General features: G+C 50.6%; 25 protein-coding genes and 1 pseudogene. 21 read left to right on the top strand and 5 right to left on the bottom strand.

The features are described 5' to 3' along the window. The 4 genes from AC13C0_RS00780 to AC13C0_RS00765 all read left to right on the top strand — a co-directional run. Nucleotides 1-292: hypothetical protein (locus tag AC13C0_RS00780; protein ID WP_482953765.1), on the top strand; the 292-nt coding region annotated here is incomplete at its 5' end. Nucleotides 293-370: 78 nt separating this feature from the next. Continuing rightward, on the top strand, nt 371-814 hold the full coding sequence (locus AC13C0_RS00775; RefSeq protein WP_117617727.1) for a pilin: 444 nt from the start codon (nt 371-373) through the stop codon (nt 812-814). A gap of 314 nt (nt 815-1128) precedes the next feature. After that, nucleotides 1129-1557 carry a nucleotidyltransferase substrate binding protein gene (locus AC13C0_RS00770; RefSeq protein WP_341582348.1) on the top strand — a complete coding sequence of 143 codons (429 nt, stop codon included), beginning with the start codon at nt 1129-1131 and terminating at the stop codon, nt 1555-1557. After that, entirely contained in the window at nt 1544-1870 is a 327-nt protein-coding gene (locus tag AC13C0_RS00765; RefSeq protein WP_117617725.1) for a nucleotidyltransferase family protein, read from the top strand. The genes AC13C0_RS00770 and AC13C0_RS00765 overlap by 14 nt, the downstream gene beginning before the upstream one ends. Before the next feature lie 88 nt (nt 1871-1958). Here the strand turns inward: AC13C0_RS00765 and AC13C0_RS00760 are convergent, their stop codons facing one another. From AC13C0_RS00760 to AC13C0_RS00740, 5 genes are all read right to left on the bottom strand, one after another. Then, complete coding sequence (locus AC13C0_RS00760) at nt 1959-2867, bottom strand: nucleotidyl transferase AbiEii/AbiGii toxin family protein (protein WP_341582347.1); 909 nt, start codon at nt 2865-2867, stop codon at nt 1959-1961. Further along, nucleotides 2854-3405 (bottom strand): type IV toxin-antitoxin system AbiEi family antitoxin, encoded by a 552-nt coding sequence (abiEi, locus tag AC13C0_RS00755; RefSeq protein ID WP_341582346.1) that lies wholly within the window; start codon nt 3403-3405, stop codon nt 2854-2856. The genes AC13C0_RS00760 and abiEi overlap by 14 nt, the downstream gene beginning before the upstream one ends. Before the next feature lie 135 nt (nt 3406-3540). Continuing rightward, nucleotides 3541-4902 carry an MBL fold metallo-hydrolase gene (locus AC13C0_RS00750; RefSeq protein ID WP_341582345.1) on the bottom strand — a complete coding sequence of 454 codons (1362 nt, stop codon included), beginning with the start codon at nt 4900-4902 and terminating at the stop codon, nt 3541-3543. A gap of 437 nt (nt 4903-5339) precedes the next feature. Beyond that, complete coding sequence (locus AC13C0_RS00745) at nt 5340-6641, bottom strand: type II toxin-antitoxin system HipA family toxin (RefSeq protein WP_117617723.1); 1302 nt, start codon at nt 6639-6641, stop codon at nt 5340-5342. 3 nt (nt 6642-6644) lie between these two features. Then, on the bottom strand, nt 6645-6893 hold the full coding sequence (locus AC13C0_RS00740; RefSeq protein ID WP_117617722.1) for a helix-turn-helix domain-containing protein: 249 nt from the start codon (nt 6891-6893) through the stop codon (nt 6645-6647). Between the two features lie 291 nt (nt 6894-7184). Here AC13C0_RS00740 and AC13C0_RS00735 point away from each other — a divergent pair, with 291 nt between their 5' ends. The 17 genes and pseudogenes from AC13C0_RS00735 to AC13C0_RS00655 all read left to right on the top strand — a co-directional run. After that, nucleotides 7185-7409, top strand: coding sequence for a hypothetical protein (locus AC13C0_RS00735; RefSeq protein WP_117617721.1), 225 nt, complete (start codon nt 7185-7187; stop codon nt 7407-7409). After that, the gene (locus tag AC13C0_RS00730) at nt 7399-7764 is read left to right on the top strand and encodes a type II toxin-antitoxin system VapC family toxin (RefSeq protein ID WP_341582344.1); all 366 of its coding nucleotides are present in this window, start codon (nt 7399-7401) and stop codon (nt 7762-7764) included. The genes AC13C0_RS00735 and AC13C0_RS00730 overlap by 11 nt, the downstream gene beginning before the upstream one ends. Nucleotides 7765-7806: 42 nt before the next feature. Continuing rightward, nucleotides 7807-8586, top strand: coding sequence for a 3'(2'),5'-bisphosphate nucleotidase CysQ (gene cysQ, locus AC13C0_RS00725; RefSeq protein ID WP_341582343.1), 780 nt, complete (start codon nt 7807-7809; stop codon nt 8584-8586). Nucleotides 8587-8783: 197 nt separating this feature from the next. Next, on the top strand, nt 8784-9263 hold the full coding sequence (gene rfaH / locus AC13C0_RS00720) for a transcription/translation regulatory transformer protein RfaH (RefSeq protein WP_341582342.1): 480 nt from the start codon (nt 8784-8786) through the stop codon (nt 9261-9263). Nucleotides 9264-9418: 155 nt separating this feature from the next. After that, entirely contained in the window at nt 9419-9691 is a 273-nt protein-coding gene (locus tag AC13C0_RS00715; RefSeq protein ID WP_341582341.1) for a type II toxin-antitoxin system prevent-host-death family antitoxin, read from the top strand. Between the two features lie 15 nt (nt 9692-9706). Further along, nucleotides 9707-10138, top strand: coding sequence for a putative toxin-antitoxin system toxin component, PIN family (locus AC13C0_RS00710; protein WP_117617716.1), 432 nt, complete (start codon nt 9707-9709; stop codon nt 10136-10138). Between the two features lie 285 nt (nt 10139-10423). After that, the gene (locus AC13C0_RS00705) at nt 10424-11182 is read left to right on the top strand and encodes a Wzz/FepE/Etk N-terminal domain-containing protein (protein WP_482953764.1); all 759 of its coding nucleotides are present in this window, start codon (nt 10424-10426) and stop codon (nt 11180-11182) included. Nucleotides 11183-11869: 687 nt separating this feature from the next. Then, entirely contained in the window at nt 11870-12739 is an 870-nt protein-coding gene (gene rfbA, locus AC13C0_RS00700) for a glucose-1-phosphate thymidylyltransferase RfbA (RefSeq protein WP_341582339.1), read from the top strand. Nucleotides 12740-12748: 9 nt separating this feature from the next. Beyond that, nucleotides 12749-13309, top strand: coding sequence for a dTDP-4-dehydrorhamnose 3,5-epimerase (rfbC, locus tag AC13C0_RS00695; RefSeq protein ID WP_482953763.1), 561 nt, complete (start codon nt 12749-12751; stop codon nt 13307-13309). Next, on the top strand, nt 13310-14410 hold the full coding sequence (locus AC13C0_RS00690; RefSeq protein WP_482953762.1) for a DegT/DnrJ/EryC1/StrS family aminotransferase: 1101 nt from the start codon (nt 13310-13312) through the stop codon (nt 14408-14410). It begins immediately after the preceding gene. After that, entirely contained in the window at nt 14407-15351 is a 945-nt protein-coding gene (locus AC13C0_RS00685) for an LbetaH domain-containing protein (RefSeq protein WP_482953761.1), read from the top strand. The genes AC13C0_RS00690 and AC13C0_RS00685 overlap by 4 nt, the downstream gene beginning before the upstream one ends. 13 nt (nt 15352-15364) lie before the next feature. Further along, entirely contained in the window at nt 15365-15937 is a 573-nt protein-coding gene (locus AC13C0_RS00680; protein ID WP_482953760.1) for a hypothetical protein, read from the top strand. A 27-nt stretch (nt 15938-15964) separates the two neighbouring features. After that, complete coding sequence (locus tag AC13C0_RS00675) at nt 15965-16894, top strand: ketoacyl-ACP synthase III (RefSeq protein ID WP_482953759.1); 930 nt, start codon at nt 15965-15967, stop codon at nt 16892-16894. Nucleotides 16895-16905: 11 nt separating this feature from the next. Beyond that, nucleotides 16906-17139 carry a phosphopantetheine-binding protein gene (locus AC13C0_RS00670; protein ID WP_482953758.1) on the top strand — a complete coding sequence of 78 codons (234 nt, stop codon included), beginning with the start codon at nt 16906-16908 and terminating at the stop codon, nt 17137-17139. A 150-nt stretch (nt 17140-17289) separates the two neighbouring features. Next, entirely contained in the window at nt 17290-18747 is a 1458-nt protein-coding gene (locus AC13C0_RS00665) for a lipopolysaccharide biosynthesis protein (RefSeq protein WP_482953757.1), read from the top strand. A 33-nt stretch (nt 18748-18780) separates the two neighbouring features. After that, nucleotides 18781-19713, top strand: a complete 933-nt coding sequence (locus tag AC13C0_RS00660; protein ID WP_482953756.1) for a glycosyltransferase family 2 protein — start codon at nt 18781-18783, stop codon at nt 19711-19713. Nucleotides 19714-20024: 311 nt separating this feature from the next. Next, nucleotides 20025-21095 (top strand): annotated as a pseudogene (locus tag AC13C0_RS00655) (EpsG family protein); the annotation flags it as partial. Between the last annotated feature and the right edge of the window lie 152 nt (nt 21096-21247).

Raw genomic sequence — 21247 nt, 5'->3', positions numbered from 1 at the left:
CTGGTTTGGCTGTGGAAGAAGTCAGTCAATTAAGGTCAGAGATCAGGCACTGATCTGGATTTCGGCAAACCATCAATATGACGAGGGCAGCTTATCGCAGCCCTCACTGCGGTGTTTCTCGTCGCCAGCACGGTTTGGTTCGGTGAAGTGCTCAGATACCGGCAGGCGATGGCTGACGATCTTGATTATTACCAGAACGAAGTCTCACTCGGCCACCTTCCCCGGTTCTGGTTTCACGGGTATTTTCCGCGGCATCTTAGCCAGATGCCGCCTCAAAAATAATGGGTTATGAGCGATACGCATAATCTGGCCGGCCTTTTGCGTCAGTCGAGGTGACAGACATCTGAACCCTGGTGCAATTTTTATTATTATGCAACGAAAAAACGCCGGCTTTACCCTGATTGAACTTATGATCGTCGTCGCCATCATCGGCATACTGGCCGCTGTCGCGATACCTTCCTATCAGGGTTATGTGTTGAAGGCTCAGGTAAATAGGGCTGTTGGAGAACTTTCGACCTATAAAACGTCCTTTGAAACCCAAATGTCCGGATCGGGCTCTGTTACCAACAATGCGCTGGGGTATACCCCCTCAAACCTCACCACGGGGGATGCCGCCACAGATATCGCTGTAGTTAACGCTGACGGTTCTGGTCACATTCAGGTGACCATGGGGGGCAATGCCCACCCAAACCTGGCGGGCGTTTTACTCAAATTTGTACGCAGCGCTGGCGGCACCTGGCAGTGCGAGATTGATCCGAGTGCCGCCCCTCGCTGGAGCGACGTGTTCAGTCCAGATTCATGTACAGTGATCTGACGGAGGGCTACAGCTCCACCTCCTCGCACAGCTCGGGCGCATAATCATGGATACACACAATCATGGACAGGCACTAGTATTCCTGGCCAACGTTTTACATAACCCGAGACAACCAGAACGCAAACCTCCACGAAGTCTCGATGATGCAACGCAAGCCAATGGCACAGTTCCTATCGGCCGCCGGGGTGCCACGGTTCTGTAGCCAGAATTCCACCAAGCCGGCTACTATAACGGCAAAGCATTTAGCAACGGTTGAGTTCAGGTGAGAGCAGTGTGATAGCCTTTTGTCTAAGGCATCGAGGGGATATTAAGGCATGGTTAATGAGGATATTCGGTGGTTGCAGCGCCTGAGCAATTTTGACAAGGCCTACCGGCAACTGGACGAGGCAGTCGCTCTGAGCCACTCCCGGGAGCTGTCTGAGCTCGAAAAACAGGGCGTTATTCAGGCGTTCGAATATACCTACGAATTGGCGTGGAATGTCATTCGTGATTATTTCCGGTGGCAGGGGAACTCTGGAATTACGGGGTCCAGGGATGCCATCCGGGAAGCGTTCGCCAACGGCCTGATTGAGGAGGGGGAGCAATGGATGCACATGCTCAAAGACCGGAACCGCACCTCCCACACCTACAACGAAGAAACCGCCCGGGAGATTCTGAAGAATATCCTGCAACTCTACCACCCACTCTTTTCCGAATTCCGGCGGCGTATGGGTGAAGAGGCCCAAAAACATGACATTGGCTGAAACTGCCTTAGGGGGCCGGTCAACTGGCCTGCCTGACTATGTTCTGGAAAACCTCAGAGGTATTTTCCTGGGCCACCCGGTTGTGCAGGGTGTGGTTCTGTATGGCTCGCGGGCCAAAGGTAATTTCCGTCCGAACTCCGACATAGACCTGATGCTGATTGCTCCGGAAATCTCCTGGCGCGAGTTTAACCGGATTGAAGGGGAAATTGATGACCTGCTGATGCCCTGGAAAGTGGATCTTGCCCTGGAACATCAGGTTGAGAACGACGAGTTACTTGATCATGTGAAGCGTGTAGGTATTCGGCTTCTTTGAAATTGGGGGCATGAAAACGGGGTCAGATGAAAAGTTCATCTGACCCCAAGGTCGAGGCCGTGCCCCCAAGGCCGCGTTCGATCATGGGTTACATAGGAAATGGCGTATCACTTCGTCCGGTAGAGCCGTTCTGGAGTTGCTGTTGGGCTGTGTGGACAGTTTCCGTGACAGTGTTCAACAGATAAGGCCAGAAGCCCTCCTGCCGGACGGTTCGGTTAAGCCGGTCTGGTGGAATAAACCGGGAGATCTCGAAAATGAAGTCTTTTTGTTGCTGCCCGCTTTCCTTCAGAATACCCAGACGATGATGAGTGCACTCAAGGAAGCGTTCCGCGGATTCCCCATGATCCATCAGCTTGGCCCCAAGCAGTTCGTAGGCAGGTTCGATGCCGATCTGGGTTAACCATGCGATATCCCAGAGATCACGGTATTTCAGCCGCCCCGGCCTCATGGCAAACGCTAAAAGCTTGTCAGTGAAGATCTCTTCCCGGGATTGGGCGTTGATAATGAGAGACTCAGTACCCAGGTTGATTCCGTAGTGATTCTGAATTGTTCTCGGAACTACTTGATAGCTGGGTACAGCACAGATATCCAGATGGATTCTTTGTGCTGGCATATCGGGCCGGTGAGGTTGTGTATTAACGCTGAGTTTCCAGGTATCCACATTTCCTTGCTTTTCGGCCTTTGGCTCTGTCACGGTGATTGGTACTTCATATTTTTCCTGAAGCCGGGTCTCCAGCGTTTTCTTGAGCTGGCTCAGTCCAGCCTTGTTGAAATGCGCCCCACCCGTGAAATCCAGGTCTTCGCTCAGGCGACTGGAGCCGTAGCAGGCGCGAAGGCACGTTCCGCCAATAAACGTGAGTTTCTGGAGCAAGTCTGCAGCGCTCAGCTCTCGCAGAATGTCATGATGCAAGATCTCCTTTTCCACCACGGGGCGTAATGCCGTCAATTCCCCCTGATTTCTTATGGCCTCGTCAATCAGTGTGTCAAACAATGCCATCTTCAGGCTCCTGTATCAGGTCGATTGTCGAGCGGTTGAACCGATGCATGTCCGCCAGTGCCAGTTTTGTTGAAGCCCGAAACAGATGGCGGTCGGCATCGTAAGCCAGATGATCAATGATCTGAGACATTGGGCGCTCAGTGTGGACAAACTCTATGGTTCCGAAGCGGCCACAGCTTATCTCGGCGGATCGGCCGGTACTTATCACGGTAACCCAGGCCATTGGCATTTGGGAGATAAGCCCGGCATCGCTGAGCGCGGTTTCCAGGCTGATGTAATTAAAGTGCCTTACACGCAGCAACGCAGCAGCGTGGAAGAGGATCAGGCCGCTGTTGTCCGGGGCGCCCGCGTATTGATAAACGCCCTGGCACACTCGCTCCAGGAGCCCGCGTTTTTCCGCGCGGTGAAGCAGGGCGCGATAGGCTCCCTGGCTTAGTTCCGGGAACAAGGCCCGAAAAGCTGCCGAGGAATAAAGGCGTCCGGTTTTGGCGGAGTTGGAGGCAAGTAGCCACCGCTCCAGTCGTTGTAGAGGTTGCATGAAAAGATCCGCGCTTTGTTATGTTTAGTGTAACAAAACGATGAGCTACGTGAATACGTGAGGCGGGGTATGAAAACGGGGTCAGATGAAAAGTTCATCTGACCCCAAGGCCGAGGCCGTGACCCTAAGGCCGCGCTAAATCTCCACCTCCTCAAATAACTCCGGCACCTCCGCATCCCAGCCAAATTTCTCCCGAATCCGCTTGCGCATGATGTCACTCGCCACCATCTCCCCGTGAGTGACGTACACCTTCTCCGGCTTGAGTGAGCCCTGTTCCAGCCAGGCCAGAATCTCGTTGTAGTCCCCGTGCGCGGAAAGTGAATCCATGTTGTGAATCTCGGCCTTTACCGGCCAGTATTCACCGTGAATTTTCACTTTCTCTGCGCCGTTCACCAGCGCATCACCCCGGGTACCGGGCGCCTGGAAGCCAGCGAAAACCACGCTGTTACGGGGATTGGGCAGCAGGGTTTTCAGGTGGTGCAGCACCCGCCCGCCACTGGCCATGCCGCTGGCGGAGATAATTACGCAGGGGTAACGCACGGCGTCCAGCTTGATGGATTCTTCCACGGTTCGCACAAACTCGGTTTTCTCATCCATCAACTCACACTGGGCCGCGTTGAGCTTGTGTTCCTTATGGTGCTTGCAAAAGATCTCCGTGGCCTTGATGGCCATGGGGCTGTTCAGAAATACCGGCAGTCTGGGGATCCTGCCGTCTCCCATAATCTTGTGAATCACATACAGCAGCATCTGCGCCCGCCCAACCGCAAACGCAGGCAAAAGCACGATGCCGCCGCGGCCGGCGGTCCGGGTGATGATGTCCGCAAGCTCGGCTTCAGGATCGCTCTCGCCATGGGCCCGGTCGCCATAGGTGGATTCACACACCAGTACATCGGCCTTCTGCAGCGGCTCCGGCGGCCGCATGATGATGTCGTTCTGCCGCCCCACGTCACCGCTGAACACCACCGTTCTGTCAGCACCCTGGTGATGAACGTGCACACAGGAAGAGCCCAGAATATGCCCCGCCGGGGTAAAGGTTACCTGGAACCCTTTCACCGGCTCGAACGTCTCGTGATAGTGCAGGGATTCAAAATGCTTGAGCGCCTCCCAGGCGTCCTTCTCGGTAAACAGCGGCTCCGGCTTCTCGTGTTTCGAGAACTTCTTGCGGAAGGCGTACTTCGCGTCCTCCTCCTGCAGGAAGCCGGCATCCGGCAGCAGAACCTTGCACAGCGCGTGGGTGGCCTTGGTGCAGTACACCTTGCCCTTGAAACCGTTCTTCACCAGGGCAGGCAGGTAGCCCGAGTGGTCAATATGGGCATGGGTAAGCACCACCGCGTCAATGGTGGACGGGTCCACCGGAAACTTCGCCCAGTTGCGCCGGCGCAGGGTTTTCACGCCCTGGTACATGCCGCAGTCCACCAGCACCCGGTGCTTGTCATCCGAGAGCAGGTAGCGGGAGCCGGTGACTGTTCCTGTGCCGCCGAGGAAGCGAAGTTTCATGTTCAGGTCCTTCTTTTGGGTGTGGGTGAAGCCGGGGTCAGAAGAACGCTTTCTTCTGACCCCTTTTTTATAGATGATACTATGGACTTATGAAAATGGGGTCAGATGAAAAATTGATCTGACCCCACGCTTCCCGGAGGCTCACGGACGGAAAAAAGAAAGAAAAGGTTTTGTCCGTGTGGGTCTGTGAGTGTCCGTGGCAATAAATCATTGGTTCAGATATAAAATCCCGGAAAAAAACCTTTAAACACGTGAATACCCAACCTGTTCGGGGTTGTCATCCTGGTGTTGTAGCAAATCCTGCACCTCAACATCCCAGTCGAGTTTTGTCACGATCGTGTTTCGAGAACTTTTTAAAGCGAAGTTTCGTGTTGGGATTCTTTTTTGTGGGTGAAGCCGGGGTCAGAAGAAAGCTTTCTTCTGACCCCTCCTTTATATCAGAGCTGAGCGGACAACACCTCGGATTGCCTCGCAACGCCATTCAGAATCGGTTCGCTGACCCGTGGAGGGAAGTCCGCCGGAAGACGTGCCTCTACAGACTGAATAACCGGTCTGGTTTGCTCGGCTACGTCTTTCATCAGGCTTTTTGCTTTCTCGGCAGAGAAACCGACCTGTTGGGCGGTGCTCACAAAATGCCGGGCCTGGATGCGAGCCCAATGGTAATGGCGGTTGCGGCCTTTCAGGGCCATCGCCATTTTTGCCTTCTCTGCGGCCATGCTTCCCTGAGCGATAAGCGGATAGGCCGAAATAACATCGTACAATGGTGTCATCCGATAGGCGGAGCCTGGCTCTATAAACAGGCTGAAGTTTTTTGCGTGGCCGTCAATGGCAGCCATTAGCCAGAAGAGAATCTGTGCCCTGAAAAACAGCTCCCGATCCTTGGTGGGCTCCTGAGATCCGAGCAACAATGTCATGGCGTCCTGAATGCCGGGGCCACCGTCACTTTCGTATTTGGCGGCCGGCGCCACACCAAGAGACTGGCAAAAATCCTCCTGAGGCAGGCGCATTAGCCAGGTGTTATCGCTCGACCAACGCCGATCGAATCGTTCAACAATCAGCACTTTCTGCTTCCCGAACCGAGCCAGCTGTGCGTTGGCAACCGGCAGCCCAAACGCCTTCAGAATCTGCAAGCAGAGCCATTCGTTTTCGCTGCTTTCCCGTAAGTCCATATTGCTGTGATTCAAAAATCCAATCGGGAGCTTAAAGATATGGCTGGTGGGCGTACTGCCAGCAGGCAGACACCACTGGTTCCGGTGCCAAAGCAAGGCAGTTTTTTCTTGCGCACCGGCAAGGGATATCCGGAAATCATGGTCCCCCGCTACTCCGAAGGGCGCATCCTGGTAGTTGCCGAGAATATTCTCCACCGCTGAGGCATCCAGGGGTGAAGCTGTCACGGAGCGGACATCGGGTATTTCAGACGTCTCAGGGTAGAGTTGAACTGCACCAATACAGTCCCGGCCAACGCTCGAGAGCAGGTCAAAAGGATGCCGTGTTGGCGCCCCGAACCGGGCCTGCATGCGCGAACGGATTGCTTCGGAATCTGGCAGCAGGTTATCGAAGAAGTTATAAACCTTTGCGCCACGGTAAGGTGCGGGTGCAAGGGGCAGCGAGAGTGAGATAGCCCTGGCACCCGGCCGGCTTAACCAATCGGGAAGGTACTGAAACGCCATGGCGCCAGACCGCTCAAGGGTCAGTCTGCCTACCTGGATGCCATTCAGGGCAACGGTCAAATCAGGCATTCCTTACCACTCCTGATCCCATTTCGCTTCCTGTTCCGTGTCGCCGCGCTTGGCCACACGCAGCTCAAGATCCAGAGCGGACAGCAGCTTGAACAGTGTTTCCACCCGGCTTCGCTCCGGATGGTTCTCAAAACTGGATATGGTGGCCTGTTTCACGCCAATCTGATCTGAAACAACCTGCTGGGTGAGCTTCCGGCGCTTACGGGCATTCTTTATTTCCTGGGCAAGCGCATCAGGTGAGGTGATTTTCATATTCATACCTTAAAGGGGATAAAATAAATTTATACCCTGAAGAGGATTATGTCAATTTAACCCCTGTGGGGTATGGCTACCTTTCTTCTGGCCCCCTCCTTATAATTGATACTCTGGAAACCTGAAATTGGGGTCAGATGAAAACTTCATCTGACCCCAATTTCATCTGACCCCAAATTGACCTCAGCACCCATCTGTTTGCTGGAGAAAACAGGTAAGGAGTGCGACAATGAAAGCGTTCCTATGGGGCGGGCGATAGGGCGATAGAGCAAGGTATAACAGGAGGCCAGGGTGTACGCGATTGAATTCGAAGCGGATATCAAAGACGGTGTGTTGCTGATCCCGGAGAGGTACCGCCAGCTTAAGAACAGCCACGCCCGGGTTTTGATTATGGTGCCAGAGGAGGGTGCTTCAGGTGCCAGTGAATTATCGCTGGATCTGAGCGACTGCACCGTTGAGGCGTTCAAAGGAAGTGATGCCGTAAAGATTCAAAGGGAAATGAGGGATGAGTGGTAAATATCTGCTGGATACCAACGCAGTCATTTATGCAATCAACCGCAAGCTGACCCTGCCACTCAACTACTACGCCGTTTCCGTAATCACCAAACTTGAATTGCTTTCATGGCCATCGCTTACCGATGCTGATGAACAGCAACTCAGAGCTGTGCTTCATAAGATTCCTGTCATTGAGTTGGAGCAGCCGATACAGGATGCAGCCATAAAGATTCGCCAAACAACGTCGCTCAAGCTTCCGGATAGCATTATTTCCGCAACTGCCATTTGCCATGGGCTCACTCTTGTGACTGATGACGAAAGGCTTGGTAGCCGGCACGCTGGAGAATCTGTTTTGTTTTCCGATCTGGTTCCCTGAAAATTCAGGGTAGACCACAAATTTCACAGGCAGGACGCGCCCATGCATTACAGCTCCATCCTTCCCGATGTCATCAAATTAGCCGACGAGGCCAGCGAGAAAGTACTGCATATTTACCAGTCGGATTTCAAGGTGAGCTACAAAACCGACGATTCGCCCATCACCGCTGCCGACACCGCCGCCCATGACATCATCACCCATGGGCTGCGCAACATCAGCCGGGACATCCCCATCCTCTCCGAGGAAGGCAAGGACATCCCCTGGGAAGAACGCAAACACTGGCGCCGGTTCTGGCTGGTGGACCCCGTCGACGGCACCAAGGAATTCACCCAGCGCAACGGTGAATTCACCGTTAACATCGCCATGATCGAAGACGGCGAGCCGGTGATGGGCGTCGTGATCGCGCCAGCTCTGAAAGAAGCGTTCTGGGGTGTGGTGGGCGAGGGTGCCCATAAGCGTGACCGCACCGGCAGAGTTCACCGTATACGGGTTGCGGAACCCACCGCAGTAAAGCGTGTGGTAGCCAGCAAAAACCACCTCAACGAAGAAACCAGAGCGTTCATCGATAAGCTCGGTGAGCATGAGCTGGTACAGGCCGGCAGCTCCCTCAAGTTCTGTCGCATCGCCGAAGGCCATGCCGACATCTACCCGCGCCTGGGGCCAACCTGCGAGTGGGACACCGGCGCAGCCCAGGCAGTATTAATGGCTGCCGGTGGCAAGGTGGAGACCCTGGAGGGCAGGCCGTTGCGGTATGGTAAAGAGGACTTGCTGAATCCGCATTTCATTGCCTCGGGGGGCTGGTTTCGGGGTGGGGATGCTTAAGGAAAGTGATTTTTTAGCCACGGACACTCACGGATGCTCACGGACGGAAAAGAAAGAACAGATATTTTTAATGGCTTTTGTCCGTGTGGGTCCGTGAGTGTCCGTGGCTAAAAAAAGCGCTATAAGCTGAAAGACCACAAACAAAATGCGTGAAATCCCTATTCCGTCAAAACAAAGAACTGGTACATTCACCACCCATGACATGGTATGCACTCCAACTCAAGCCCGCCCAAGGCGATCGCGCTCTTGCAAATCTCCAGAATCAGGATATTGCTTGCTTCTTTCCGAAAATCACCGTGGAAAAAATCAAGGCCGGCAAGCGCAGCAAAAAACTGGAGCCCCTCTTTCCGGGCTATCTGTTCGTGAACCTGGAGCAGAGCGATCCCATGTGGGCAAAGCTGCGCTCCACCCGGGGCGTGCTGAGAATCGTCAGCTTTGCCAACAAGCCCGCGGCAATCAGTGATGAAGTCATTCTGCACATCAAAGACAGCCTCGATTCGGTGGCCGAGCAGGGTGGCATCAAACCGGGGCAGGCCGTACAGCTGAATGAAGGCCCCTTTGAGGGCATTAATGCGATCTTTCAGGCTTACGATGGCGAAGCGAGGGCGATCGTGCTGATTAGCTTTATGCAGAAGCAGCAGCGGGTAAAAGTGCCGGTATCTGCTTTGAAAACCTGATAATTTTTGGCCACGGACACTCACGGACGGAAAAGAAAAAACAGAAATTCTATTGGGCTTTTGTCCGTGAGTGTCTGTGAGGGTCCGTGGCCAAAAAAGCTGTACCTGATCCCAATGTGCTATGATCAATACGATCAATATGGTTGGAGGTGCTCATGATCACAGAAACCAGCGCAGTGAAGTTCCGGCAAAACCTTGGCGAAATGATTAACCAGGTACAGTACCGGCACGACAGCATCCTGATTAAGAAAGACGGTAAACCGGTGGCAGCTTTGGTCGATGCCCGTTTGTTTGGCCGAATCCGCAGAATGGAGCAACGCTTTGATGCACTGAGTTCGCGGTTGGAGAAAGGTTTTTCAGAAGTGCCTCAGGAAGAAGGCATGAGGGAAATTGAAAGTGTAATCGCCGACGAGCGCTCCGGAAGCTAATAAAAGGCACCAGGGATGGCATCTATTCAGGCAGTTATTGATACCAATGTAATCATTTCGGGCATGGCCTACCCGGCCAGCGTTCCTGGAAAAATTATGCAGGCTTGGCGGAGTGGGGCCATCGACGTGTATCTCTCCGAGTATATTCTGGATGAAATTCGCAGAGTATTGCCGAGGCTGCGAAGCCGGCATGGAATGTCTGAGGCAGAAATAGACGACCTCGTGGACATTCTGGGGTTGCTGGCTGAAATCCTTGAGCCGGCGGCACTGCCGCCGGAATCAGTGAGAGACATCAAAGATACACCGGTACTCGGAACCCTGATAAGAGGGATGCAGACGCACTCGGTGGATTACCTCATAACCGGTGATAAAGACCTGCTGGTGCTAAAGGAACATTACCCCGTGATCACGCCTGCCGAATTCTGGTCCAGGCACGGGGGTTTGTAAGTCCATACAAACTATTTTTTTGCCACGGACACTCACGGACGCTCACGGACGGAAAAGAAAAAACAGAATTCTTTTGGGCTTTTGTCCGTGAGCGTCCGTGAGCGTCCGTGGCAAAAATGAACGTCCGATTGTAATGATCAACTTGATGCAGAAGCAGCAGAGGGTAAAAGTACCGGTATCTGCTATAAAAATATAACAAGCGCACGGCAACGCTCTGATCCAGTGCAAGGTCAGCTGATGATGAGACCGGGGGTGCTCGACAGATTAAAGTGAGGTGGATTTCCAATGGAAGACAATAATCGCCGAAATCAGCCTCAATACGACGACGAAATCAGTCTGGTGGATCTGGCAACTACGTTTCTAAAACGCCGGAGAGTGTTTTACGCAGTGCTTTTCTCAACGTTACTGGCGGGAATTGCTTACGCCGTGCTGATGCCGGAAAGATACGATTATGTCAGTCTGGTCAAGCTGGCGGAGAAGGACTCTGGTAGCTACATAGAAAAACCGGCGGCTATCATTGCAACACTGGAGAATCGCTGGCTGCCGGACTATCAGTCGACTTACCACGCAGAGCATGACGGGTCTATCCCGTTCAAAGTCCGCTTCGAGAATCCGGAGAACACCGGGCTGATCCGAATGGTGTCTGAGGCATCGCCGTCTCAGAGGGAAGGCGTTAAACAGGTCCATGCCCAGCTGATTGATGAGCTCTCGCAAGCGCAATCGGCGGCTGTATCGAGCCTGAAGCAGAATCTGGAGAGGCAAATCGAATCGCTTTCCTCAACGATAAAAATGCTGGAAGGTTCAACGGATGCCGGGGCGGCCATTGCAGCGGCTTTCGAAAAGCGGTTATCGCTTGAGGCTACCCTCAACTCTATGCGGCCAATGGAAGTTCTGACGGTAAACCGGGAAAGCGCGGAGCGTAAGGGGCCGGCGCGGAGCCTGATTGTTCTGTTGGCTGGCCTGCTGGGTTTGATGGGAGGTGTTTTCCTCGCATTCCTTACAGAGTTCGCAAGTATGGTGAAGGCACAAATGTCGGAGTCATGAGCATTGGAGACTGTTTTGCCACGGACACTCACGGACAAAGCCCATAAAAAATATCTGTTTTCTTTTCCGTCCGTGAGCGTCCGTGAGTGTCCGTGGCTAAATTCAAGATAATTGCATTTTTCATCCTTTAACAATTCTTTACTCAGGTAACCCCCTGAATTGCCTCGTGTTAGGCTTTTGGTCACTTGTTTGTCACAGGCGATGCCGTAAAATCTGCTCCCTTCTGAAACACCATATTCATTTACCGACAGGGACACAGTTGGGATTGAGTTGTTCCCTTCCTTATGCTGTTTCGCTGTTGCCTTTCAGATAATCTTATTCTATGACCTTAAAACACTGGGCCCTGGTCGGTGGGGCGGTAGCGTGCCTGACAGGTGTTCCTCTCTCGGCAGCCCCCTGGCTTGAGCCGGGAGATTCCCCGACTCTTAATAGAATGAGCCTGAAAAAACTACTCTTCACGGTCAGCCTTCTATTGCCACCAGCTGTAAATGCCCAATCGATCAGCCCGCCCAGACTGAGCAATTCAAATCCCTGCCCAAAGCCCGGCAGGAAGCTTTGGCAAAGCAATACGGGGTGGACTTGAGCCAGTTGACCGGCTCATCCAGCCAGCCCCGCCCGCCACAACCTTCACAGGAAATTGTGAAATCCGTCATCTGACCCCACTCTCAACCCCAACGGAAGACCACAATGAAAGGAATAATCCTCGCCGGCGGCTCCGGCACCCGTCTCTACCCAATCACCAGAGGCATCTCCAAACAGCTTCTTCCGGTGTACGACAAACCGATGATTTACTACCCGCTTTCCGTACTCATGCTGGCGGGCATCCGGGACATCCTTGTCATCACCACCCCGGAAGACCAACAAGGATTTCAGCGACTTCTCGGTGACGGCCGCCAGTGGGGTATCAACCTGAACTATGCAGAGCAACCCAGCCCGGACGGCCTCGCTCAGGCCTTTATCATCGGCGAAAACTTCATTGGTCAAGACAGCGTGTGCCTGATTTTGGGCGACAACATCTATTATGGCCAGGGTTTGAGCAACATGCTGCAAACCGCCGCCAAACGCGACAAAGGTGCCACAGTATTTGGCTACCAGGTCACCGATCCAGAACGTTTTGGCGTGGTGGAATTTGATGAAAACCAACGTGCCGTCTCTATCGAAGAAAAACCGGCCAGCCCGAAATCTGATTACGTCGTTACCGGCCTCTACTTCTACGACAACGATGTTGTAAGCATCGCGAAACAGGTAAAGCCGTCAGCCAGGGGCGAACTGGAAATCACCAGTGTAAACCAGGCTTACCTTGAGCGGGGCGATCTCAGCGTCGAATTGCTGGGCCGGGGCTTCGCCTGGCTGGACACTGGCACCTTCGACTCCCTGCACGAAGCCAGCGGCTTTATCGAAACCCTTGAAAAACGCCAGGGCCTGAAAATCGCATGCCTGGAGGAAGTGGCCTACCGAATGGGCTTCATTGGCGAACAGCAGCTGTTGGCAGAGGCGGAAAACCTCAAAAAGAACAGCTACGGCGCCTATCTGAAGAAACTGGTCAAAACCAAGTAAGCGGACTTTATGAAAATAACCGAAACCGGAATCCCAGACGTAAAACTCATCGAACCCAAAGTGTTTGGAGACGATCGCGGCTTCTTCATGGAAACGTGGAACGAAAAAGCGTTTCGGGAGGCAGGCATCAACGCCACTTTTGTACAGGACAATCACAGTCGCTCGGTTAAAAACACCTTGCGAGGTCTGCACTACCAAATCAAACAACCCCAGGGCAAATTGGTGCGGGTAACCCGGGGCCAAGTGTTCGATGTAGCTGTGGACCTGCGCACCAACTCCACCACCTTCGGGCAGTGGGTGGGGGAATACCTCTCGGAAGATAACAACCGCATGCTGTGGGTACCGCCGGGGTTTGCCCATGGCTTTCTGGTCACCAGTGAAACGGCGGATTTTCAATACAAGTGCACTGATTACTATGCGCCTGAACATGAACGCTCTATTCGTTGGAATGACCCAACTCTGAGCGTACACTGGGGTTCTTTTCAACCGGAAGACCTACTGCTATCCGGTAAAGACAAAGAAGGCCAAAGCCTTGAACAGGCCATGGCTGAACTCAAAGAGTACTATTGAATGATACCCGTCACCAAACCCTACCTTCCCAGCCGGGAGAGACTGGATAAATACCTGGACGGCATCTACGAACGCCAATGGCTGACTAACAACGGCCAACTGGTGCAAGAGCTAACCCAACGGCTGGAAGAGTACCTGGGTGTTGAAAACCTCCTGTTGGTCTCCAACGGCACCCTGGCCCTGCAAATCGCCTACCGCGTTCTGGGCGTGAGCGATGCAACCCCCGGTGCACAGCCGGAAGCCATTACTACCCCATTTACCTTCATCGCCACCGCGAGCTCTCTGAAGTGGGACGGCGTGCAGCCGGTATTCGCAGACATAGACCCGAGTACCTGGTGTCTGAACCCGGTTAACATTGAAGCGGCCATTACCCCGAACACCCGGGCCATCGTGCCTGTGCATGTATTCGGCAATGCCTGCGATGTAGAAGCCATTAATGCCATCGCCCAAAAACGCAACCTGAAGGTTATCTACGACGCCTCCCACGCCTTCGGTGTGAAATACAAAGGCGAAAGTCTACTCAAACATGGTGACGCAGCTACCCTCAGCTTCCATGCCACTAAGCTGTTCCACACCGGTGAGGGTGGGGCTATTATCTTCAAGCGCAAGGGAGATCTGGAGCGGGCTAAGAAGATGATCAACTTCGGCATCACCGGTCCGGAGAGCATTGAAGAGCTGGGCATCAACGCAAAAATGAGTGAGTTGCAGGCCGCGATGGGGTTGTGTGTGCTGGATGAAGTAGCGCAAATAGAAGCAGATCGCCAGACCGTTACTGAAACCTACGACCGCGCTCTCCAGGGGAAGGTTCAGAAACAGAACATTCAAACTGGTGCCAGCTACAACCATGCTTACTACCCTGTAGCGCTAGAAAATGAGACTCGTGTTGTTGAGCTCATGTCCTTGCTGCGTAATTCGGATATTCTGGCGCGCCGTTATTTTTACCCGTCACTGGACTTAGTAACCTCTCTCGGTGCTGATGCAAAGATGTGCCCCGAATCCGGAAAACTATCCGAACGCATCGTCTGTTTGCCGATCTACTCCGGCTTGAATACGAAAGAGATTGAAATGATTTTCAGGAAGGTCCTGGAGGTGTGCCAATGACTGTGCTGCCAATGGGTGCCTTTTTCAGAAAACCTGTGAACTCCCTGGAAATCATCGCTTTTGTTGAAAAATTGGTTGGCTCTGTCCATCTTTCCAGCGCAAAAAATTTGGAATTAGAGGGCACCTGTGATTCCCGCAACGGTGGTCATAAGCAACTGGTGTTTGCCAGCCCGGAGCATTATGGCAAAGGAGCCAAATTAACAGACTCCTTTGTTTTGACCGATGAATTTCCGGATGAGTCAACCCAAGGCTCCAATCAGTTCTGTGCGGTAGCAGACCCCAGAGCTGTCTTTACGGATGTGCTTACGTGGTTAATTGATTCGGTAGGAGTAGACTCCCATTGGTGCGGCTACACCAGTGAGGCAACCGTCTCGAACGAAGCTCAGGTTGCAGGCTCAGCGGTTATCGAGCCTGGCGTCGAAGTGGGGGCAGGCAGTGTTATCAGTGCGGGGTCGGTTATTAAGCGCGGCTCACGAATTGGCCGTAATACCGTCATTCGGGAAAACACGGTGATTGGCAGTGACGGAGTGACGGTGTACAGGGCGGCTGACGGCCGATTGCTCAAGTTTCCCCATGTGGGTGGTGTGTCTATCGGCAACAACACGGAAATTGGTGCAAATGCGGTGATTGTCGGTGGCATTCTGGCTCCTACGTTTATTGGTAGCGATGTGGTGATTGGTAATTTGTGCAATGTTGGACATGGCGCGGTTGTAGAGGATGGAGTTTGGATGTCGGTAGGATCGTTGCTCGCCGGGCATACAACGGTTCACGCTGGTGCGACTATCGCAATGGGGGTTAATGTTCGCGATAACCTGGTGATTGGCGCCGAAGCTTCGCTGGGAATGGGTAGTGTTGTGGTCAAGAATGTCGAGCCAAACCACTCGATGTTCGGAAATCCCGCCAAGCGAATGGTGGGCCTTAAGACTGGTCCCAAGCGGTAGGTCAGGAGTTTTTATGTCGGAAGTTTTGAAGCTTGTGTTCAAGGGCGGCCGAAATTATGTCCACGGAACCAGTTTATTCAATGCATTAGTTAAAGCCGCTGGCCAGAGAGAATTGGTAGAAGGCCGGATCAATGTGTCATTCAAGCGCATGATCCACAACCCGGTTTGCATACTGGAGGAGCGTGCGCCAACGGTAGCGGATTCGGTAGTCGCCAAAATAGCCGGGCCCGAAGGCGGGAGTTACTCGCTGTGCATTCGTGCGGCTACCGAAACCGAAGAGGCGGTGCGACAGGATTTTAATGAGCCCGAGGCTTGCCGTGGCTGCATTGTCGGGGACAATACTATCGTTCAGAACAACCCTCACCATACGGACAGAATCGAACTACTGGTGTCGCTTTGCAAGAAAATGCACCTCGAATGCATAGATAGCTCCAAAAAATGGGTCTTCTCTCGGTATGATGGCCAGTTCCCCATTCCCGCGATGGATAAAGTAGAGCTGCACATCACCAAACAGGTGGGTACACGGCTAACGTGCAGCGATGTCCTCATTAATGGCGAGAAAATCGCGGATATGTACTTTTCGTGACGCATTAGAACAACCAAGGAGCCACTCATGTTAGGGATTCAGTCAGTATCGAGTTACCTCCCGAAAGGCAGGGTCGATAACCTGGCGCAGGCGGACCGGTTTGAAACAGACCGTGAGTTTGTCGAGCAGAAAATCGGTGTCGTAACTCTGCCTCGATTTGAAGAGATGGACAGCGTTGTCAGTGCAAGCGTTGCCGCCTTTGAGCGTCTTTGTGAAAAAGTGAGTATCAACAAGTCAGAGATTGAGTGCGTGGTTCTTTGTACTCAAAACCCGGATAAGGGGGGCTTGCCGCACAATTCAGCTCTGGTACACGCCGCACTGGAACTACCGGAAGAATGCGCATGCTTTGATATCGGGCTGGGTTGTTCTGGGTATGTCTATGGTTTGAATGTGATTCAGTCTTTTATGACTGCGAATGGGATGAAAAAGGGATTGTTCTTTACCTGCGACCCTTATTCCCGAATTCTTGATCCGGAAGATAAAAACACATGTCTTTTGTTTGGTGATGCTGCATCTGTTACGTTGATCAGCGACACACCGCGCTACAAGCTAGCCACAGCGAGATTCTCCACCAAAGGCGCTGGCAGCGAGGCGCTTCAGAAAACGGCTCATGGTCTGGAAATGAATGGCCGCGCCGTGTTCAATTTTGCCTTGCAGGATGTGCCAAAGCAGATCAAGCGCACGCTGGCATCCGCAGAGTTGACTGTAGACGATATTGACCTGTTTCTGCTGCACCAGGGCAGTCGTTTTATGCTGGAGAACACGATCAAGAGAACCGGTATTCCTGCCGATAAGGCTCCCGTCAGGCTCTCTGAAACAGGTAACACTGTTTCATCGTCCATCCCGCTGCTGCTGGAAGCCGAATTGGATAACAGCCCCCAAAGAATACTTATGTCAGGCTTTGGTGTTGGGTTGTCCTGGGCGACCACAATCTATGAAGAAGTAAAGCCAAGCTAATAGGAAGCATTATGAACCGCGAAGAAGCTGTAGAAATCGTTATGTCAATGCTGGAAAAGAATGTTGAAGGCTTGAAGATGTCTGAAGACAAGATGGACAAAACACTTGTAGATCTGGGCGTCGATTCACTGGATGTAATGCTGGTGATCATGGATGTAGGTGAGGCTGCTGGGGTTACTATTAATGATGATGAGGCTGAAGTTCTGGATACGCCTGCGAAAATTGTGGAATTCATTATTAAATGAGAGTTGTGTACTCAAACCGTCGGGGCATTTGGATGTGGTCCCGACCCTTCCGGGAGTTCAAGATCCTGAACCCTTTGAAATAGTGAGCCGGGGCCCCCCCCTGTAAACGAAATTGCCAGGAATACTGGGCATGAGCGCAGAAGAAAACTAATGGAGGCTATCAATCGGAGGATTGGCGTAGCAGTTCTATGGAATCTGGCCAGCCTTTTTATGGCTCGGGGAGCAAGCACTTTATTCATGTTGTTCCTGGCCCACTTGCTTGCCCCTGAAGCTTTTGGGCTTGTGGCCATGGCTGCCGTGGTCTTTGAACTGGCCAATGTTTTCATCAATTCCGGTCTTGGCGCAGCATTAATCCAAAGCAAAACGGTGTCGGAGGCAGATCTTAACACTGTGTTTTACACCAACTTGTTGCTGAGCGGGCTGGCTTATGCCGTTATGTTTGCGAGCGCTCCTCTTGTTGCCAGTTTTTACGATCAACCAGAGTTGACCGCCCTCATACAGGTTATGGGTTTGGTAGTGTTTCTCAATGCGGCAAAAGTCGTGCAAACGGCAGTACTAAGCCGCAAGATGGACTTTAAATCCCAGATGAAGGCAAATACGCTGGGTGTCGTAGTGTCGGGATGTCTGGCCGTAATAACCGCTTGGTATGGTTGGGGAGTATGGAGCTTGGCGGTGCAAGTACTCTGCACCGCGCTGGTCTCTGCCTTGGTGCTATGGCACATCAGCCAATGGCAACCTTCTATTCAATTCAGCGGCAAGTCTTTTTCAAGGCTATTTCGCTTTGGTCGAAACTTGCTGCTGGAAAATATGTTGGATGTTCTGTATCGAAATTCACATGTACTGGTGATCGGTCGTGTTTTTAGCGCCGAAATCACAGGGCTCTATTTCCTTGCCAGAAAAATCAATGACCTCGTTTCGCAACAGCTCACTGAAGCAGTTCAACTGGCGACGTTTCCCGCCCTTTCGACTCTGCAGGAAGAAAACGTCGCGTTGAGACATAAGTATCGGCAAATCATGCAGCTTATGATGTTTCTGATTGCGCCGGTTATGGCTCTTCTTGCAGGCCTATCGCCTGTATTGTTTGTTTTGGTTTTTGACGAGCGTTGGATAGATGCTGTGCCGTATTTGCAGTTGCTATGTGCGGTAGGAGTGTTGTATCCGTTGCATGCATTAAATATTAACTTACTTAATGTAAAAGGTCGTTCTGATCTTGTGTTGAAGGTCGGCTTGATTAAAAAAGCTGTGAATCTGGCCCTATTATTTTCGGCTATACCCTATGGTGTGTTAGGTATCGTCATTAGCCAGGTGATTGGCAGCTTTCTCGCTTTGATACCCAATACCTACTTTTCTTCGCAGCTGGTCGGTTATTCGCTTATTGATCAGGTTAAGGATGTTACGAAGCCAATAGTCTCTGCAAGTGTAGCTGGCGTTGCCGCATGGTTTGTAGGGGCTCAGGGGTTGGGGGGGGTATTTTTCGCCTTTATCTCTGCTGGCATTATAGGTCTAATGCTCTATCTAGCCCTCTCCATGTTAATTGGAGCAGAAGGCTTCAGAATGATAAGGGTTATGGTGAAAAAAAGAATAAATAGCATTCCGGCCAGAAACTGATTGACGTCTACAAAGTAATTTTCGAGCTTCCTCATGCCTATTGCTAAGCCGCAAGAACCAAAAACTCAGCAGGAAATAACCTCATTTTGGCAGTTAAGTGCCGAAGATCCTGTGGTTAGTATCAGTTTGATTACTTACAATCACGAGCTGTTTGTGCGCGATGCGTTAAATGGAATTTTATCCCAGAAAACGGATTTTCCTTTCGAGGTGCTTGTTCACGACGATGCGTCGACGGATAACACTGTAGCTATCTTGAAAGAATATCAATCAAGATATCCCGCAATAATCAAGCCCATTTATCAAAAAGAAAATCAATACTCGAAAGGTCGCCGCATTATGCCGGAATTTAATTTTCCTCGCGCTAAAGGCAAGTATATTGCGATATGTGAAGGCGACGACTATTGGCTGGACGAACAGAAGATTTCACGCCAGAAGGCATTTTTGGACGCCAATCCCGAATACGTGATTTGCTATACTGATATCCAGGCTTTTGACAGGAATGGAGTTGTTCATAAAGATTTCGGCGGCGCCAGGAAGGATTTAAGTCGAGAAGAGCTGCAGTTAGGAGCTTCTATTTTTACACCCACTACTTTTTTTAGAAATGTATTAACGGCTTGGCCTCGAGAACTGGCTAATGTCAAATATGGTGACATTGCAATTTGGAGCCAGTTAGGAGATTTTGGCAAAGGTAAATTCATGCCAGAGATAATCCCTTCTATGTATCGTGTGCATGTCAATGGTGTTCATTCAATGACTGCCAGAAGTGAGCAGCTTCAAATGAGGCTTGAAACCATAATGGCTCTTTATTCATTAAGGCTGAAGAATGGTAACGCCTATCTTGCAAATAAACACCTGGAAGATGTACTTATTATCTCCTCTAAATTGCTTAGATGCATTGGGATGATGGCTGTTCTAAGAAGAGTGCTCTTATCACTGGTTGGTCGAGCCTCTGCTATATTCAAGTGATTTAATTTTTATTGCAAACTATGATTTTTCTGCTATTAGCAATAATGACATGATTGGTTTTCTGAGATAATCAATAAGTTCCTGTTTTTAAAGCGTCATTTTAATATAAAATATATCAAATTTTTTGGTAAGTTTATATTTTTGGAATTTTCTATTTGATAAAAAATTTTGAATTAAAACGTTGTATTGCGGTCAGAAAGTTGGCTACTGTTTAATAAGGAATTCGATGTCTTTGATGTTTTACAGTTTATGAAGCTGATAAGTGCCGGAATGAGCATCGGTGGTAAATTAGACGCTCCATTGTTCTCTTAATGATTAGGGTAGTACCTTATCCGTGTTTTTTAGCTCAGGAGATAAGTTTGTCAATATTGCCAGTTGCTCCACTTCTTTTTGTTATTATTGTTTATATAAATAACTATAGGATCTCCTCTGGTGTTCTTTTTCTTTTGGGGTTCGTTTTTGTTGTCTCGTTCACTATTTTTTATGGAGCGAGAGATCTTTATTCGGGTACCGATTCCTATAGGTATGCCCTTGCTTTTGAGGGTCGCTATGATTCGACTCAGTGGGAGGTTGGCTATCGGTTTTGGATGGATTTTTTGGGGGTTTTTAGCTCCAGTTATACTTTCTTTTTTTTGTTTAGTGCTTTTTTTATTTTTTTTATTTTTTTGATATCTTCTATATTCACGTCAAAACTCTACGGTACAGAGCTTGGTCTTTTGTTATTTGTTTTGATGTCCTATTCTGGTGTGACGTTTGACCTTGTCACAAATGTAATGAGGCAAGGGCTAGCCTTATCTTTTGCGGTTTTGTCTGTAGCGCTTGTCTGCGCTGGAAAGTCATTTTGGGGTCTTGTTCTTATGATTTTTGCGAGCTTGATCCATAATTCTTTCTGGATTCTATTTATTTATTCCGGTTTTTGGTTTTTATTCCCGGCTTTAAGGTTTTCACTTTTTCTTTTTTTACTATTTTCGTTAGTTTTGTTTATGGTTTTAGTTTTTTTTCAGGTTGATATATTTTCTTGGCTTTTTAAGGCTGATTTTTTTTATTTTCTTCCTGATAAGTTGTATGACAAAATTGTGGTGTATAGTGAGCTATCGGAAGGCTCTTATCGTGAGTTAAACGTTTTTGGTAGATTAAATGTTTTTTTGTATTCTTTTGTTATTCTATTGTTTTCGATATTTATAGGTTTTGAGAAAAGGCATCAAGTTAATGATTATTCTTTTTTTGTGGCAACCGGTGGGGTCTTGTTTTTGTTTATTTATTTTCTAATGGCCTATCAGGCTTTTTCCTACCGTTTCTTGTATCTGTGTGCGGTGTTTTTTCCGTTCATTGTTTGTGAATGGTTTTTTATTTTAAGGAATAAATTCAGGTTTCTCAGTGTGAGTCTGTATTGGAGTTATTGTCAAATCTGGTGTATGACCATCAGGCAGCGTTCCTGTCAGATTGATCTTCCACCTCTATACCATCCCGAAACTGCACGTTATTCACGACCAGCTTCAGTTGGTCAAACCCCTTGATCCGCTTCCAGCGTTTC

The organism is Marinobacter sp. B-21 (assembly GCF_056857895.1).
The sequence above is the reverse complement of the archived record's forward strand: the minus strand, read 5'-3'. Positions and strand labels throughout refer to the sequence as shown.